Origin of the sequence: Bradyrhizobium sp. SRL28 (assembly GCF_018596315.1) — a bacterium.
GTDB lineage: Bacteria > Pseudomonadota > Alphaproteobacteria > Rhizobiales > Xanthobacteraceae > Bradyrhizobium.
On record NZ_JAHEAG010000034.1, the window covers coordinates 1 to 17,007 of the forward strand.

Here is a 17,007-nt window from a genome sequence, read left to right on the forward strand (position 1 = left end):
TTGTACGTGTCGGCGCTCGATCGCCTCTGCGGAGAAATCGCGTTGGTAGACGGAATCTCGGAGGAACAGGCCCTCAAGGAACTCGAGGGCCTGTTGAAGACCGGCAAGCTGAAGCGTAGCGCCAAGCCCATGGGCATTCCGGATTTATGAACTCACTCCCTAAACCCAATTGTCCCGGCTCGGCCGGACCGCAGGAAACATCATCCCCGACAGCATCACGCGCATCATGCGCAACGAGCGCTGCCGTCCGTCCCAGGCGATACGCGGCAGCGCGTGCAGATTGGTGAAGCCCTTGGCCTCGACGATGCCCGGGATCGTCGATACCGCGCTGGCGAAATCTGCCTCCTGCCCCATGACGACGTGCTCCCGGCGCCAGGATTGCCGGTCGCCGAACGGATAGGCGAAATGCCTGACGGCGCGGCGCAAGGCAGCCTCGGCGACAGCCTTGCCCATCGTCATTTCGCGTTGCGCGTCGGCCGCTTTCAGGTTGGACAGCGCGGGATAGTTCACCGTTGCGCTGCCGATCGTCACCAGCGGGTCAGCCGCGAGCTTCGCCAGATCGTCCCAATCCATCGACGCAGCTCTCGACAGCGCCGCGAGGTCGACGGAGTAGCGCGTGCAAAGGTCGTGGATCGCGAACGAAAGATCCGGCGGGGTCAGCGTCCGCATCCAGCTCGTCAGAAATTCGAAAGTGTCATACTTCTCCGGCGTGCTGCCCGTTGCGAAACGCCGCTCCTTGCGGTCGATCACGAGGCTGATGCGATCCTCGCGCGCGATCATGTCTTCCAGTGCGAGCCACCAGGCTTCGCCGAGCCCATCCGGAAACGCGGTCGGCAGGTAGACGGTGAAAGGCACGCCGTGCTTCGACAACACGGGATAGGCCTGCGTGATGACATCCTTGCAGCCGCCGTCGAAGGTCAGGCAGGCAAATCGGTTGGCCTTCGGCAGCGTGACCGCCCGCCGGCACACTTCGTCCATCGTGATCAGATCGAAGTTCCAGCGCTTCAGCGCAAGAATCGTCCGGTCGAGAAATTGCGGCGTGATTTCACGCCACCGGTTGGGCTGAAACGGGCGGGAATCGCGCGGACGCACGCGCTCGAACCGCAAGATGACGCCGGCGCCGCCGGTCTTCCGCTGCTTCAGCCTGAAGTAGCCGCTGAAATAGCCGAGCTCCATCCGGGCTCGCCGCAAAATTCCGATATCCGACGCCAACGTCCCGCCCTCAACCATACGATCGCGCTGCCCCCGCCGCGGCCGGATTGTATTACCCTTTGTTGACATTTCCCTGCGAAGGTCGGCCAAAGCCGAAAATTGTAAACAATTTCATATAGCACGGGCTCTGCGATGACCATGGCTGCCGCGATTGAAGACCGGACGGCGGATGCAACAGAGTGGTCGAAGGCGAGCCGCATCGCCGGCATCGACATCGTTCACAACCTCGCCGCCGCGGAAGGCATCTGGCGCAGTCTGGAAGGCGCACAAACCTTCTTCACGCCGTATCAGCGGTTCGACTTCCTCAGTCCCTGGCAGCGGCAGGTCGGCGAGCGCGAAGGTCTCATTCCCTTTATCGTGATCGCCTATGACGCGGAACGTCGCCCGCTGGTGCTGCTCCCGCTCACGCTCCGACACGCCTACGGCGCGCGTTGCGCCAGTTTTATGGGCGGCAAGCATTCCACCTTCAACATGGCGCTGTTCGACCGCGATTTCGCCGCAAGCGCAACGCAGGCCGATCTCGAAGGCCTGATATCGGCGATCTCGCAGCGATCCGAAGCCGACGTCCTCACACTGCATCAGCAACCGCTTCAATGGCGCGATCTGCCCAATCCGCTTGCCTTGCTGCCGCATCAGCCGTCCGCCAATGATTGCCCGCTATTGGTGATGGAGCCTGGCGCCGCGCCCGCGGCGCTGGTCAGCAACTCGTTCCGCCGCCGCCTCAAGGGCAAGGAACGCAAGCTGCAGTCTCTGCCCGGGTATCGCAGTCACATTGCGTCGTCACAGGCCGACATCACGCGGGTGCTCGACTGGTTCTTCCGCGTCAAGCCGCTGCGGATGGCCGAGCAGAAGCTGCCCAATGTCTTCGCCGATCCCGGCATCGAGGATTTTGTCCGCGGCGCCTGCACCGCGCCGCTCGCCGGCGGCAAGCACGCCATCGATATCCACGCGCTGGAATGCGACGAGGAAGTGATCGCGATCTTCGCCGGCGTCGCCGACGGCCATCGCTTCTCGATGATGTTCAATACTTACACGATGTCGGCGAATTCGAAGTACAGCCCCGGCCTGATCCTGATGCGGGACATCATCGATCATTATGCCGGACAGGGTTATCGCGCCCTCGACCTCGGGATCGGATCGGACGACTACAAGCGGCTGTTCTGCAAGGACGACGAGCCGATCTTCGACAGCTTCATCCCGCTCAGCCAGCGCGGCAAGCTTGCCGCCAGCGTCATGTCGGGGCTGAACCGCACCAAGCGGCTGGTGAAGCACAATCCGGCACTGTTAGAGATGGCGCAGAAGCTGCGCAGCGCGTTCAGCTAGATCCATAGATCCGGGTGGGCAAAGCGAAGCGTACCCACCATTTCAAGATGACGGTGTAAATGGTGGGCACGGCGCTTTGCGCCTTTGCCCACCCTACGAATTCCCTCACGCCGCCACTACCCGTGGGCCCGGCTCAACCGCATCGGACGGCTGGCATGGCTTGCTCAGCATCGTCACCTCGGAGAAGCCGACCGCCCTGAGCTGGTCGCACATCAGCGCGCGCGCGTCCGACGCCATCGACGGTTCGGGCACCACGACGGCCCGCGCCTGTGACGTCAGCAATTCGGCCGGCAGATCGGAGGCCGCACCGGCATCCAGCAGCACATGGTCGTAAACCCGCAGCAGCGCGTCGATCGCAAGCGTCAGCCGCGGCGATTGGAGCTGCGCGCGGTCGAAGCCGGGACGCCCGGCGCTGACGAGATGAACACGCGATTGCCGATCCCTGGTGATGATTTGCGCAAACGACGCCTCACCCTGCATCAGTTCGGCCAGCCCGGGCGCAACCGGATCGGTGGACATTGCGGGAATCATCGGCGAGGATGCCACGAGATCGACGACCACGACTTTCGCCTGCTGTGCCATCAGCCGTGCCAGCGTCAACGCGGTCAGCGTGATGCTCTCGCTCGATGCCGTACCGAGTACGGTCACCTTCGGCGCGGAGCCTGCGGCCACCAGGACATTTGCCACCTGCTCGATTTCACTGATTTCCAGAGCAGTATCCATGCGAGGGCTGTCCGCGTGCGGCTCATTCAGCACCAATTCGGAGACGCGATCCGCGTCAACGTGGTCCGCCACCGGAAGCTCGGGCGCGATCGCCGGCGCACGCACAGGTTCCGGCGGAGCAATCAGGATCAGTTCGGGCGCAATTTCGCGCTCGACTTCCAGCGAAGCCGCACCGGCTCTCTGCGGGGCGGTCATCCGCAGCAATTCGCCGGTCGCAATCGCACCGGAGGTGAGCAGCAAGGTCGCCAGCGTTGCGATCAGCACGATCGGCAGCTTCTTCGGATAGGCCGGAGTGTTGGAAACGGTGGCGCGCGAGATGATGCGGCCATCGGCCGGCGCCGCCTCGATGTTTTCGCGGGCGCTGGCCTCGCGGTATTTCGCCAGATAGGATTCGAGCAGATCGCGCTGCGCCTTGGCCTCGCGCTCGAGCGCACGAAGCTGCACATCCTGGCCGTTGCTCGATGACGCCAGCTTCTTCAACTGGTCGAGACTGTTCATCAGGCCATCGACCCGGCCGTCGGCGATGCGCGCATCATTGTCCAGCGAGCGCGACACCTTGCCCGCCTCTTCGCGCAACTGCCGATCGAGATCGGCAAGCTGCGCCTTCAATTCCTTGATGCGGGGGTGACCGCCGAGCAGCGTCGAGGACTGCTCGGCCAGTTGCGCGCGTAGCGTCACGCGTTGCTCGGACAGCCGGCGTACCAGTTCGGAATTGAGCACCTCGGAAGCTTCGATCGGCTTGCCGCTCTGAAGCATTTCCTTGATCAGCCGCGCCTTCGATTCGGCATCCGACTTCAGTGCGCGGGCGTTGTTCAACTGCGTGTTGAGCTCACCCATCTGCTGGTTGGAGAGGGTGGTGTTGTTGGTGCCGACAAACAGGCTCGACTTGGAGCGGAAATCCTCGACGCGGGATTCGGATTCGGCCACCTTCTTGCGCAGGTTTTCGATTTCACCTGACAGCCACTGGCCCGCCGATTTCGCCTGCTGCTGCCGCGCATCCTGCTGCAGCACCAGATACCCCTCGGCGATGGAATTGGCGACGCGGGCCGCGAGTTCGGGATCGCGCGACTGGAATTCGACGACAATGACCCTGGACTTGTCGACCGCATAGGCCGTGAAGCGGTCGTAATAGGCCTCCAGCACGCGTTCTTCCGGCGTCAGTGAGAACGGGTCGCGGCCGATGCCAATAAGGGCCAGCAGGGACTTCAGGGGCGAGAGCCCCTGCAGCACGGGATCGAACTCGGGGCGCTCGGCAAGCTTGTTCTTCTTGATGATCTCGCGGGCAAGGTCGCGCGATTGCAACAGCTGCACCTGGCTGGTCACGGCTTCGGCGTCGAGCGCGCTGCGGTCCTCGTTGCGATCGCCGGTCGGCCGCAGGAACACGTTCTCGCGCCCGTCGACCAGGATGCGCGTTTCCGACTTGAATCGAGGCGTGATCATGTTGACCGCGGCCAGCGATGCCACCAGCGCCAGCACCGTCGGGACGATGATCAAACTCCGCTTGCGCATCAGCGCCTGGCCGAGCGCATGCAGATCGAGGTCGCCGGATTCGGATGTGGCGACGGGCTTCCGAGCCGAAGGCGCGGGCCTTGCCATCGCCCGTTGCACCACCGGCTTGTCCTTGCCTGAACGCCAGAACGCCAAACGCATCGCACACTCCCGCGGACGCAACTGCTGGTCCGCTCGAACCCGGCCGAGTACACTCCATTATGGTTGCCGCTGGGTTAATTTGGCCGGGTGGTGCCCCGAGACGGCGTTCTGCATGCGCCCGGTCATTTTTTGTTAACCATGAAAGCCCTTAATCGCGGGATACTTTTCCAGGATCCCCGTGATGCGAGGCGTGCTCGCCCCAATCCCATGTCTGGTTGCTGCGCTGGCGCTTGCGGGCTGCATGGGCCGGACCGCGCCGGTCGCGCTCGCCTACGCCGAACCAGCGCCGGTCCCGCACGACGCGGCCTATCATCTCGATGCCGGCGACCGGCTGCGCGTCGTGGTCTACGGGCAGGAAGGCCTCACCAACACCTATGCGATCGACGCCGGCGGCGCGATCACGATGCCGCTGATCAGCGCGGTTCCGGCGCGCGGCCGCACCACGGCGGGGCTTGCAGCCGATATATCGGCCAGACTACGCCGCGGTTTCATCCGCGAACCCTCCGTGGCCGTGGAAATCGAATCCTACCGGCCGTTCTTCATCCTCGGCGAAGTAGCGGCGCCGGGCCAATACCCCTATGTTCCGAACATGACCGTTGAGACTGCAGTGGCCATTGCCGGCGGCTTCTCGCCGCGCGCACAACGCGAACGCGTGACGCTGACCCACACCGATGCATCGGGACCGGCGCGCTTCGTCGTGCCATCAGGCACCCCCCTCAGCCCGGGCGATACCGTGCTCGTCGGCGAGCGCTGGTTCTGATCATGCCTCTCGTTGACGGTCAGCCGCTTCGGATCCTGCACGCCACGCGCGCGCCTGTCGGCGGCATTTTCCGCCATATCCTCGATCTCGCCAACGGTCAGGCCGACCGCGGCCATCACGTCGGCATCATCGCCGACAGCCTCACCGGCGGCGAACGCGCCGAGCAGGCGCTGGCGGAAATCGCTCCCAAGCTCAAGCTCGGCGTTCACCGTACGGCCATTCGCCGTGAACCGCTGCCGAGCGATCTTTTGGTGTGGGCCCGGTTCCAGCGCATGATCCGCGAACTGAAGCCGGACGTGCTGCACGGTCACGGCGCCAAGGCCGGCGCCTTCATGCGTTTGAGAACCGCTTCCCGCGACAGGATCCGGGTCTACACCCCCCATGGCGGCTCGCTGCATTATCCGCTGGCGACGCTGAAGGGCAACGTCTACGCCCGTGTCGAACGCGCGCTGATGAACGATACCGACCTGTTCCTGTTCGAAAGCGCGTTTGCGCGCGACACCTATCAGCGCACCATCGGCACGCCGAAGGGACTGGTGCGATGCGTGTTCAACGGCGTCACCGCCAATGAATTCGACGCGGTCGTGAAGGCCGAAGACGCCACCGACCTGATTTATGTCGGCGAGTTCCGGCACATCAAGGGCGCCGACCTCCTAATCGATGCGGTGGCACGGCTGCGCGCCGGCGGCCGTCCGGTGACGCTCACACTCGCCGGCGACGGCGAGCAAAGCGAAAGCCTCAAGGCCCAGGTGCAACAACTCGGCCTCGGTGACGCCGTTCGGTTCATCGGCCACGTCAAGGCGCGCTACGGCTTCTCGAAAGGCTCGCTGCTGGTGGTTCCCTCCCGCGGCGATTCAATGCCCTATGTCGTGATCGAGGCGGCGGCCGCAGGGATTCCAATGGTCGCCGCCAACATCGGCGGCATCCCCGAGATTTTCGGCCCGCATGGCGACGCCTTGTTCCCTCCCAGCAACGCCGCCGCCATGGCCGATGCGATCGAAACGGCGCTGAAGGATCCTGCCGCGGCGAAGGAGCGGGCCAAATCGCTGCGCGAGCGAATCTTCATGCATTTTTCGCAGAAGGCGATGGTCGAGGGCGTCTTTGCCGGCTACCGCGACGCGTTTGCCAATCGTTAACCGTTCTTTACCGCGTGGCGGTCTGGGATGTTCTGCTAAGCGCCTGCTACACAACGAATTTCCGGAATTCACGATGGACAGAATGAGAACGTGAGACGCGCGAAAAAGTCTCGCGTGAGACATTTGTTCGGGATCTGTTGCCCCGAGAAGCCCCTGGCTGGCTGATCCCGGATATATACAAGTACACGGAATCTAGTATGTGTCCGTCTGCCGCAACTAGCCCTAGAGTCGTTTCGGGCAGGCGGAGGGCGCGCGCCAATGTGGTTTGTCAATCTTCTCGCCAGTGCGGCGACGAATTATGCGACGAGCGATAACATGCTTGGCGCGACCGTCGTCGCAATATTGACCGCGTTGCTGTTCGTCTTCGTCTGGCACCGCAGGCGGCGCAAAGAAGGAAAGCCCGGCGTGGAACCATGGCACCTCATTTTCAGCGGCATATCAGGTGTTCTGATCTTTGCAGTGATCACAGCTGGCGGCCTATTTTGGCAAACTCGACAGAGCGCCCCAAAGATTGGCGCTTCGGATGAAGCAGTCCAAAAAGCCCTTCAACAAGCGAACAATGATCTTACAGAAATTCGCCAACAGCTAGAGGCGAAGCAACGCGAATTGGTCGCCGTCAAACAACAAGCTGCACCGCCTGATCGGGCGCTTGAGGCTGTCGCCAGAGCCATCAAGCTCAAGGAAATCCTTGACCACTTGAAGAACCACCAAGCGACGATTGAACGCGCCGGGATCGCCCAGCTTGATTGGTATAAAAACCCACTTCCTCGGGGGATTCCAACCAGGGCGTTTGATGCGCTGCAGGGAGACAGACAAGGTGCGCTGCAAGAAATCCCGAAACTTGTTCAGCGGGCGTACCCTGATGACAGGCCGCCATTTGCTTTCGAAACGCGCAAATTGGACAACCCCTATTACCGATCAGAGGGTGCGAAAGACATAACCGATCAGGCAGCAGCATACGCATTCACGGAATTTGAACTCAATCAGCAGCAGATACTTAATAAGCTGCGTGAAGCCATCCAAAAAATAGAGACTGAGTACGTCCGTTTAAAACGCGATATAGCATTCAACTTCTGAGACTATCCTCATGTCGGGATCGACTAGACCAGCCAGTTGCACACAAGCATTGCGATCCAGTTCAGCGTCAATCCGACCGGGGTCACCAGCACGCTCGCGACACGCTGCGGCACCGAACTTCGTCGCGGCTCGCGATCTAGTGATGCAAGCATGGCGGAGTTTAAAAGCGGCAAGTTCTCGTAGAGTGTTTTTTTTGGAATGCGGATCGACACCACCACGTGGGTTTCATCTTCCGCGATCAGTCGCGCGTCCGTCTTCAGCAAGCCAGTTGGATCGAGCATCTTGATCCCCCACGCGAGTGCCTTCTTTTTCTCGTCGGGCGCTGTGAGGAAACTTGAGGCAAATTTGTGCAGGTCGAAAGAGACGTTTGGCGTCGTGGTATCGAAGCTGGAAAAGTCGATCGAGAACGTCGGGCTCAAGCTGGACAATATCGCCGAGCGGCTGCCCCCTTCTAGGGCGTGAGACTTTCGCGACAAAAGGCCGAAAAATCGCCGCTGTGAGACACGTAACTTATTGAAATATTTACTATCATCAGGACCTGCTCTTTACCAACGTAACCGTTTCTTCCGATTTGTCCCGTAAGCCGTTTGTGTGGGGAATTCCGCACCGGCAGGCACGTTCCTATGTGCATGCTCCAGAACGGACGTGGACAGTGGAACCGATTAACGCACGCTCGATGTTCGACTCCGCGGCAACGGCCGCGATAGCCGCTACCGCCGATCGCCCGTCGATCGAACGGCGCCGCAGACTTACCCCGGCCGCCCTTGCCGTCAGCAACCAGAAAGTCGGCCGCGCCTATTCGCCGATCGTGATCGCAGGCGCGGTTCGCGTCATCGATTTTTCGATGCTGAGCGCGATCGGTATCGCGCTCTATTTCGGATATGTCGTCCCCCTCAGGGGCTTTTCCTGGGAATTTCTCGCGGCGATCTTCGGCGTGGCCGCAACGGCCGTGATCTGCTTCCAGGCCGCCGATATCTACCAGGTGCAGCTATTCCGCGGCCACCTTCGCCAGATGACCCGGATGGCTTCATCCTGGACATTCGTGTTTCTGCTGTTCATCGGCGCATCCTTCATCGTCAAGCTCGGCAGCGAAATTTCGCGGCTCTGGCTCACGGCGTTTTTCTTCGCCGGCCTCGCGGCGCTGGTGACCGGGCGGGTGTTGTTGCGCTCACTGGTACGTAGTTGGGCCCGTCAAGGCCGGCTCGATCGCCGCACCATCATCGTGGGCGCCGACCAGAACGGCGAGCAGCTCGTCCAGGCGCTCAAGACCCAGGATGATTCCGATATCAAGGTGCTCGGTGTATTCGACGACCGCAACGACGACCGCGCGATGGATACCTGCGCCGGCAGTCCCAAGCTCGGCAAGGTCGACGACATCGTCGAACTGGCGCGCCGCACCCGCATCGACCTCGTGCTGTTCGCGCTGCCGATCTCGGCCGAGACGCGCATTCTGGAGATGCTGAAGAAACTGTGGGTGCTGCCGGTGGATATCCGCCTCTCGGCCCATACCAACAAGCTGCGCTTCCGTCCCCGCTCCTATTCCTATGTCGGCGAGGTGCCCACCCTCGACGTGTTCGAGGCGCCGATCACCGACTGGGACCTGGTGATGAAGTGGCTGTTCGACCACGTCGTCGGCTTCGTGATCCTGGTGCTGGCATTGCCGGTGATGGGTCTGGTCGCGCTTGCGGTCAAGCTCGACAGCCCCGGGCCGGTGCTGTTCCGCCAGAAGCGGTTCGGCTTCAACAACGAGCGCATCGACGTCTTCAAGTTTCGCTCGATGTACCACCATCAGGCCGATCCGACCGCCTCCAAGGTCGTGACCAAAAACGATCCCCGCGTCACCCGCGTCGGCCGCTTCATCCGCAAGACCAGCCTCGACGAACTGCCGCAGCTCTTCAATGTGGTGTTCAAGAGCAACCTCTCGCTGGTCGGCCCCCGTCCCCACGCCGTGCAGGGCAAGTTGCAGAGCCGACTGTTCGACGAAGCCGTCGACGGCTATTTCGCGCGCCACCGCGTCAAGCCGGGGATCACCGGCTGGGCGCAGATCAACGGCTGGCGCGGCGAAGTCGATACCGACGAGAAGATCCAGAAGCGCGTCGAGTTCGATCTCTATTACATCGAGAACTGGTCGGTGCTGTTCGACCTCTACATTCTGCTCAAGACGCCGCTGGCGCTGATGACCAAGAGCGAGAACGCGTATTGATTTGAGGAATAGCGGCCGTCATTGCGAGCGGAGCGAAGCAATCCATCTCGCGGCGTGGGACAGGTGGATTGCTTCGTCGCTATCGCTCCTCGCAATGACGGGGTTGCTACTGTTGTTTTGTTGAGTTGCGTGAGTGTGTAATGGCGTATGCGGCGACAGCCGGGGGCTCCCTACCATCGATGACGGCCGCGCCAGGCGTGCTTGCCTTGCAACGCGCGCTGGTCTGGCTTGTCGGCGCGTCCGGCGCGATCGTCTTCATCGAACCCTCGCCCTATGAGCTGGCAACGCTTGCCGCCTCGCTGGTGTTCTTTGCAACGGGGTTACGGATGCGGCTGGTGTTCATACCGCTGCTGCTGCTCCTGTTCCTGCTTAACCTCGGTTACAGCATCGCCGCGGTCGCGGTGATGGACCGGCCCAACGTTCCGAACTGGATCGCAACCTCTTGGTATATGGCGGTCACGGTCATCTTCTTCGCGATGGTCATTTCCGAGGACACCGCGGCGCGGCTCGACATGCTCCGGCGCGGCCTCGTCGTCGGTGCGCTGATTGCGGCGCTCGCCGGCATCGCGGGTTACTTCAATCTCGTCCCCGGCGGGCGTGACCTGCTGACGCTGTATGATCGCGCCCGCGGCACCTTCAAGGACCCCAATGTGTTCGGTGCGTTCCTGATCCTGCCGGCGCTGCTCGCCCTGCAAAGCGTTGTCTCGGACAAGTTCGGCAAGGCGTTCCGCAGCGCGATCGCCTTCGGCATCATATCGCTGGCAATCCTGTTGGCATTTTCGCGCGCCGCGTGGGGCGTGCTGGTGCTGACCTCCGCGTTGATGCTGGTGCTGATGGTGCTGACGAGCCGCTCGCAGGCGCAGCGTTCACGCATCATCGTGATGGCGCTCGTTACCGTCGTGCTGGCGGCGGCGCTGGTCGCAGTGCTGCTGTCGTTCGATTCGATCGCGCAGCTGTTCAAGCAGCGCGCCAGCTTCGACCAGAGCTATGACTCAGGCCGCTTCGGCCGTTTCGGCCGGCATATTCTCGGCGCCGAAATGGCACTTGGGCTGCCGTTCGGCATCGGGCCGCTGCAATTCAACCGCTTCTTTCCCGAAGACACCCACAATTCCTATTTGAACGCGTTCATGTCGGGCGGCTGGCTGTCCGGTGTCTGTTATCCCGCGCTGGTCTTCGTCACCGTGCTGACGAGCCTCCGCTATGTGTTCGTCCGCGTACCCTGGCAGCCGACGTATCTCGCGATCTTCGCAGCTTTCCTCGGCACCGTCGGCGAGAGCTTCATCATCGATACCGACCATTGGCGGCACTTCTGGCTGATGCTGGGCACAATGTGGGGCATGTTCGTCGCCGCCGAACGGTGGAGGGCTGGCAGTCCGCTTCCCCGCGCCCCATAGCTTGCCGGGGAACGCGATCTCGTAGGGTGGGCAAAGCAAAGCGTGCCCACCCTAGATGCCGACGATTTCTGAGAGATGGTGGGCACGCTGCGCTTTGCCCACCCTACGATTCTGTGACTACTTCTCCACCGTGAACGTCAATCCGGCATGATCGACCAGCCGCTTGATCAGCTTGTGCTGCATCGCGGCCCCCGGCGTCCAGATGCCAGCGGGAACATCCGGCGTGTCGCGCAGCAGGCAGATCGCGCATTCCGAAATCATCTTCGACGTCGAGCCGTAGCCGGGATCGCGATCGCCCTTCACCGCCGCGCGGACCTGACGGCCATCGGGCGCGATGGCGACATAGAGCAGATCATAGAGGCCGTTCTCGCGCTCTTCCTTGGACGGTCCTTCGCCCGGCTTGGGCGCACCGGGGCCGGTCTTTTCGGTGTTTGCGGCCATCACCAGCTTGGCGTTGGCCTCGCCCTTCTCGCCGGCACCCGTCAGCACCATTTCGTCGTAGACGAACTCCTTCCCGTACGGAAAGCCCATCAGCATGTTCGAGCGATGGATGTTGCGCGTGTTGATGAGCGCCATCATGAACGGCGCGGCCCAGGACTGCAGGTCTTCCTCGTAGGCCGGCTTGCTGCCCGGCGGCTGCTTCGGCCCCTTGAACCCGGGCGTCAGCGCGAACGCATCCTTCAGAATCGCAACAAGGCTGAGATCCTTGGCGACCGCATCGAAGGTCGCCTTGGCGCTCGCGGCGGTGCCGCCCGACAGGGTGCCGCGCATGTCGCGCACACGGCCCTTGACGCGCAAAGCCGGCGTGCCGAACTCCCGCTTGGCCTCCTCCTGCACATAGAAGGCGCCGAGCTCGAACGGCACCGAGTCGAACCCGCACGAAAACACGATGCGCGCGCCGCTCGCTTTCGCCGCAGCTTCATGCTTGTCGATCATCTCCCGCATCCACAGCGGCTCGCCGCAGAGATCGAAATAATCGGTGCCCGAGGCTACGCAGGCCGCAAGCAGCTCGTTGCCGTAGAACTGATACGGGCCGACCGTGCTGATCACGGATTTCGTCTGATCCACCATCGCCTTCAACGAGGCGGGATCGGAAGCATCGGCCACGATCAGCGGCGTATCTGCGGGTGCGCCGATCGCATCGCGAACGGAGACGAGCTTGTCCTTGCTGCGCCCGGCCATCGCCCATTTCAGGCTGGCGTCGCCCTTGTACTGCGCGGCGAGATATTCGGCGACGAGTTGGCCGGTGAAGCCGGTGGCGCCGTAGACGACGATGTCGAATTTCGACGAAGACATATTCGATTTTCCCTAAGACTCGTCATTGCGAGAAGCGAAGCGACGAAGCAATCCATCTCTCCTCTTGCTGCGGCATGGATTGCTTCGCTTCGCTCGCAATGACGGTTTCCTCTTGCTTTCGCAAGCCTATTTCTTCGCGTAGGACACGCCCATGCCGGCGCGCACATCCGCCTGAATACCATAGGGCGCGATCGGGTAACGCAGGCCATTCTTTGCAAGCTGCTTCATCCCGACAATGGCCTTGGCAAGATGCTCGGGCTTGAGCGCCATCAGCATCTCCTCGTCGGGCACGCCGCCATAGCGCCGCTCGGCAAAGCACGGCAGCGACAGGCTCGGCTCGCCGGTCTTGAGCGCCCTGCCCCAGGAATCGGCGCAGGCGGTCTCGCCGACCACGCCCCATTCGAATTTCTTGTAGCCGGTATATTGCAGGCCGTTGATGAGAATGATCATCTGTCCGGGCGTGGCGTAGACCAGACAAATATCCGGCGGATTGAGCCGGCCGCTGGTGAGCGGACTCACCGCCATCGCCTGATATTGACCATGAGGCACGACGTCGAGCGCCTCCTGGCGCTTGCGCGCGTCCTCGGCCGTGCCATGCCAGACGCCGACATAGTTTTCCCCGGCGAGAAACTTTTCGTCCTGCGGCGCCAGCCCGATCACGGCGCGGCACTGCGCGCCGACGAGATCGTCACCGGTGATGCCGACGGTCCAGCCGAGCCGCGAGGCCATGCTGACGATCTGGTCGGTGGTATGCACCGCCGAGGGACGGCGGATTTTCGGGATCGCGGCCATCTCCTCGACGCGGGCAAACATCTTGATGCCGATCACGGTGGTCTTCAGGCGAAGCAGGCTGTTGAGGTCGGCCACCATACCAGCCAAATCGAGCGCTTCCGGCGTCTGCTGTTGCATGGCGTAAACTCCCAATCGGCGCCTGAACAAGCGCGTTGCTTCGATTGTAGCGCGGATGCCTATCCGCTTCTACTTCGCCGCCACCGGACCCGGCAGCAACTGATCGATCTTGCCGGTGGCCCGGTACGCAATGAGGCCCATCCATTCGCGTATCGCGAGGTCGGTCCGCGCCAGCCCTTCGACGGTGACGTTTGAAAGCGTCATCAGATCGTCGCTTCCGCCGACCCGCCAATCGACGGGATGGGGCTCAACCGCAAATCCCGCTTTTCGGAACAAGCCGACCGATCGCGGCATATGAAAGGCCGACGTCACCAGCACCCATCGTTCGCCGTCCTTCGGCGCGACCAGCGCCTTCGAGAACTCGGCGTTCTCCTGCGTGTTGCGCGATTGCCGTTCCATGATCAGCCGCGATTTGTCGACGCCGAGGCTTTCGAAGATGGCGCCGGCGAAATCGGCCTCCCTGGCATCGTTCGAGATGAGGTTCGCGCTGCCGCCGGAGAAAACCACGCGCGCGTTTGGATATCGCCTCGCCAGCGCGGCGGCAGCAATGATCCGGTCCGGCGCGCTTCGAACCACCGGCGTGCCATGCGCGGCCGAAAGATCGGCTTCGATCGATGCGCCGAGAACAATGATGCCATCAGGCGCGCCACGCGCCGCGTCCCATGGCGGAAAGCGCTGCTCCAGGGGATAGAGCAAAGCCTTGCCGAGTGGCGACAGTCCGCAGATCACGAGAAGCAGCACGGCCGCTATCACGAGCTTGCGGCCGAGCGATGCAAAGCGCGTCACCATCAGAATGGCGCCGACGAACCCGATGGCAATCAGAAAATTCGTCGGCAACAGCAGGTAGCCGAGCGTTTTGGACAGAACAAAAAACAAGGGAAGCCTCTGACAATGTCTGGTACAGCGTCATACGACGCCATTGCAGCAACCAAAAGCCCTCCTCATGCCCCATCATCACCTGCATTCCAGCCCCGAAACCTGCCACTGGGGCTTCTTTGACGCGAAACTGAAGCCCGTCTTGACCATCGCCAGCGGCGATGAGGTCACCATCGATACCATCAGCGGCGGCCCGGAGGTGGTGCCGGACCGCAGCCAGTTTCATGTTCCGCCCGAACTCGACGAGGTGCATGCAAGATGCGAGCGGTTGCTGCAGGGCCATATCTTGACCGGTCCGGTCGCGATCGAGGGCGCCCAACCGGGCGACGTGCTGGAAGTCGAGATTCTCGATGTCAGGCTTAGGCAGGACTGGGGCTGGAATCTGATCCGGCCGCTGTCAGGCACCCTGCCCGACGATTTTCACCAAACGCGCATCCTCAACATTCCGCTCGACCGTGAACGTATGGTGGGCCGGATGCCGTGGGGCCTCGACCTGCCGCTTAAGCCGTTCTTCGGCGTGATGGGCGTGGCGCCGCCGCCCGCGTGGGGCCGCATCACCTCGCTGATCCCGCGCGCCATGGGTGGCAACCTCGACAACAAGGAATTGGACGCCGGCGCCAAACTCTATCTGCCGGTGTTCGTGCCGGGCGCGCTGTTCTCCTGCGGCGACGGCCACGGCGTGCAGGGCGACGGCGAGGTTTGCGTCACCGCAATCGAGACCGCGCTGCAGGGCCGCTTCCGCCTGACCTTGCGCAAGGATCTGCAACTCACCTATCCGCGCGCGGAAACGGCGGATCATTACATGACGATGGCGATGGATCCTGATCTCGATCAATGCGTGGTGCGCGCGTTGCGCGACATGATCGTGCTGCTCGGCGAGAAGCGCAATCTGTCACGCGAGGACGCCTACACGCTGTGCAGCCTCGCCGCCGACCTGCGCGTGACGCAAACCGTCAACGGCTCCAAGGGTATTCACTGCATGATCGCGAAGGCGGTCGTGCACGGCTGACGCCGCTCTCAAAACTCCGAACGCAGCTGCAGCCTGGCGTGAAACACCACGCTGGTCTTACCGACCAGCGCCGTTCCATTCACTTCCGCCGCGTCGGCGAAATAGGCGCCGGTAAAGCCGCAGGTGACTTCACGCCCGCCGAACAGCGGCCGGCTGCCGACCGACTTCGTGTGCTCGGTGGTGATCAATTCGCCGCGCCATTTGCCGTGGTCGGCGCGATAGGAGCCCGTGTAATAGAAATATGAGTCACCGCCGGCGATCTTGCCGTCGTGCAGCACGATCACGCCGTTGGCGCGGCCATGTCCGCCGTCCGTCATCTCGATCTGAATGGTGTAGAGACCGTTCGTTACCGTCATTGCGCCCTTGCCGCCGTCCCCGACATCATCGGCATTCCCTGCAGCGCGAGGCAATTAGGAAAATAGACGCGGCTGGATCGTTTCGCCGCGGCGGTGAACGCTGCCCAAGGCCTTCCGGGAGCTCCGCTCAACAGGCGTGTAGCCAATTCACAGACCCAGCCTCCGATTTTTAACCGCTTTTTCAAACGGATAGAAGGCTATCCACAAGTCATTTGACTCATGTGTGCAAAACTAAATAGAGTCGAAATAGTAACTTTTCAGTACACCTTTTAAAAGTTAGCGTTCCCCATGGCTACAGAAAAAGCCGAAACCGACCGCGTTCCCGTTACGTTGGCGCTCTCGACCATCAACTATCTCGAAAGACTGGTGAGACAGGGCACCCACGGCACCAGCGTTCCCGGCGTCGCAAGAACTTTGATCGAGGAAGGCATTCGGCTCGCCATCAAGGACGGGCTGCTTGCGATCCGCGACAACGGCAAGGCGTCCTGACGGGAATTTTCGGAACGCGGCGGTTCACACAGAATGTGGAACCGAGAAACATGCTTACGCATCTACCGACCTGGACTACCGATCGCGTCGAACTCTTGAAGAGCCATTTTGAGGCCGGCCTGACTTGCCGCGAGATCGCAGCCAGCATCGGGGTCAGCCGCAACGCGGTGATCGGCAAACTTGCCCGCCTCCAGTTGACGCGCGGCCCGGCCCGTGCCGAACCGCGCCCGACCAAGGCCGCCCGAGAGCGCACCAGGAAATCGATTCCCAGGCTGCAGTATCAAATCCTGCAGGCCGTCTACGAAAGCGCACCGCCGCTCCAGGAGGAGCCGATCGCAAGCGAACGCCGCTGCTCGCTGTTCGAACTCAGCGACAAACGGTGCCGCTGGCCGATCAGCACGCCCGGCGCCGAGGATTTCTGCTTTTGCGGCAACACGCCGGTTGAAGGCATGCCCTATTGCTCGGGCCACCACCGCCTCGCCTATCGTCCGGGCTCGCGCCAGCGCGTTGTGCGCGGATAACGCAATCGCGCTTTCGGGCGAGCCCTCGCCGGTAATCCGGGGTGGATTGAGAAAACGCGTCAACAAAGAGGAG

16 protein-coding genes are annotated in these 17,007 nt (G+C 62.3%); 9 read left to right on the plus strand and 7 right to left on the minus strand.

From position 1 onward, the window contains the following. Positions 1–159 precede the first annotated feature (159 nt). Complete coding sequence (locus KIP88_RS36170; protein WP_214493012.1) at positions 160–1,212, minus strand: polysaccharide deacetylase family protein; 1,053 nt, start codon at positions 1,210–1,212, stop codon at positions 160–162. 132 nt (positions 1,213–1,344) lie between these two features. On the opposite strand from KIP88_RS36170, the gene KIP88_RS36175 reads away from it, so the two are divergent. Further along, positions 1,345–2,535 (plus strand): GNAT family N-acetyltransferase, encoded by a 1,191-nt coding sequence (locus KIP88_RS36175; protein WP_214492943.1) that lies wholly within the window; start codon positions 1,345–1,347, stop codon positions 2,533–2,535. A gap of 105 nt (positions 2,536–2,640) precedes the next feature. Here the strand turns inward: KIP88_RS36175 and KIP88_RS36180 are convergent, their stop codons facing one another. Then, positions 2,641–4,908 (minus strand): exopolysaccharide transport family protein, encoded by a 2,268-nt coding sequence (locus KIP88_RS36180; protein WP_214492944.1) that lies wholly within the window; start codon positions 4,906–4,908, stop codon positions 2,641–2,643. A gap of 181 nt (positions 4,909–5,089) precedes the next feature. Here KIP88_RS36180 and KIP88_RS36185 point away from each other — a divergent pair, with 181 nt between their 5' ends. The 3 genes from KIP88_RS36185 (at position 5,090) to KIP88_RS36195 (ending at position 7,881) form a co-directional block, all read left to right on the plus strand. Continuing rightward, positions 5,090–5,668 carry a polysaccharide biosynthesis/export family protein gene (locus tag KIP88_RS36185; protein ID WP_214492945.1) on the plus strand — a complete coding sequence of 193 codons (579 nt, stop codon included), beginning with the start codon at positions 5,090–5,092 and terminating at the stop codon, positions 5,666–5,668. 2 nt (positions 5,669–5,670) lie between these two features. Further along, positions 5,671–6,804 (plus strand): glycosyltransferase family 4 protein, encoded by a 1,134-nt coding sequence (locus KIP88_RS36190; protein WP_214492946.1) that lies wholly within the window; start codon positions 5,671–5,673, stop codon positions 6,802–6,804. Between the two features lie 258 nt (positions 6,805–7,062). Continuing rightward, on the plus strand, positions 7,063–7,881 hold the full coding sequence (locus KIP88_RS36195; protein ID WP_214492947.1) for a hypothetical protein: 819 nt from the start codon (positions 7,063–7,065) through the stop codon (positions 7,879–7,881). Positions 7,882–7,904: 23 nt separating this feature from the next. On the opposite strand, the gene KIP88_RS36200 is transcribed toward KIP88_RS36195, so the two are convergent. Then, positions 7,905–8,300: a hypothetical protein gene (locus tag KIP88_RS36200; protein ID WP_214492948.1), complete on the minus strand. Its 396-nt coding sequence runs from the start codon at positions 8,298–8,300 to the stop codon at positions 7,905–7,907. Positions 8,301–8,533: 233 nt separating this feature from the next. On the opposite strand from KIP88_RS36200, the gene KIP88_RS36205 reads away from it, so the two are divergent. Next, a complete protein-coding gene (locus KIP88_RS36205; protein WP_214492949.1) occupies positions 8,534–10,084 on the plus strand; it encodes an undecaprenyl-phosphate glucose phosphotransferase in 1,551 nt (516 codons plus the stop codon). 140 nt (positions 10,085–10,224) lie between these two features. Continuing rightward, positions 10,225–11,478 carry an O-antigen ligase gene (locus KIP88_RS36210; RefSeq protein ID WP_214492950.1) on the plus strand — a complete coding sequence of 418 codons (1,254 nt, stop codon included), beginning with the start codon at positions 10,225–10,227 and terminating at the stop codon, positions 11,476–11,478. A 117-nt stretch (positions 11,479–11,595) separates the two neighbouring features. Here KIP88_RS36210 and KIP88_RS36215 read toward each other — a convergent pair whose 3' ends face one another. From KIP88_RS36215 to KIP88_RS36225, 3 genes are all read right to left on the minus strand, one after another. After that, positions 11,596–12,774, minus strand: a complete 1,179-nt coding sequence (locus tag KIP88_RS36215; RefSeq protein WP_214492951.1) for a trans-acting enoyl reductase family protein — start codon at positions 12,772–12,774, stop codon at positions 11,596–11,598. Positions 12,775–12,900: 126 nt separating this feature from the next. Beyond that, complete coding sequence (locus tag KIP88_RS36220) at positions 12,901–13,683, minus strand: DUF169 domain-containing protein (RefSeq protein WP_214492952.1); 783 nt, start codon at positions 13,681–13,683, stop codon at positions 12,901–12,903. A 69-nt stretch (positions 13,684–13,752) separates the two neighbouring features. After that, the gene (locus KIP88_RS36225; protein WP_214492953.1) at positions 13,753–14,559 is read right to left on the minus strand and encodes a YdcF family protein; all 807 of its coding nucleotides are present in this window, start codon (positions 14,557–14,559) and stop codon (positions 13,753–13,755) included. A gap of 67 nt (positions 14,560–14,626) precedes the next feature. Between KIP88_RS36225 and KIP88_RS36230 the strand changes: the two genes are divergently transcribed. After that, positions 14,627–15,568 carry an acetamidase/formamidase family protein gene (locus KIP88_RS36230; RefSeq protein WP_214492954.1) on the plus strand — a complete coding sequence of 314 codons (942 nt, stop codon included), beginning with the start codon at positions 14,627–14,629 and terminating at the stop codon, positions 15,566–15,568. Positions 15,569–15,576: 8 nt separating this feature from the next. On the opposite strand, the gene KIP88_RS36235 is transcribed toward KIP88_RS36230, so the two are convergent. Then, the gene (locus KIP88_RS36235; protein ID WP_214492955.1) at positions 15,577–15,924 is read right to left on the minus strand and encodes a GrlR family regulatory protein; all 348 of its coding nucleotides are present in this window, start codon (positions 15,922–15,924) and stop codon (positions 15,577–15,579) included. Positions 15,925–16,212: 288 nt separating this feature from the next. Between KIP88_RS36235 and KIP88_RS36240 the strand changes: the two genes are divergently transcribed. Then, on the plus strand, positions 16,213–16,413 hold the full coding sequence (locus KIP88_RS36240; RefSeq protein ID WP_057839093.1) for a hypothetical protein: 201 nt from the start codon (positions 16,213–16,215) through the stop codon (positions 16,411–16,413). A 50-nt stretch (positions 16,414–16,463) separates the two neighbouring features. Continuing rightward, the gene (locus tag KIP88_RS36245) at positions 16,464–16,934 is read left to right on the plus strand and encodes a GcrA family cell cycle regulator (RefSeq protein ID WP_214492956.1); all 471 of its coding nucleotides are present in this window, start codon (positions 16,464–16,466) and stop codon (positions 16,932–16,934) included. Positions 16,935–17,007: the final 73 nt, after the last annotated feature.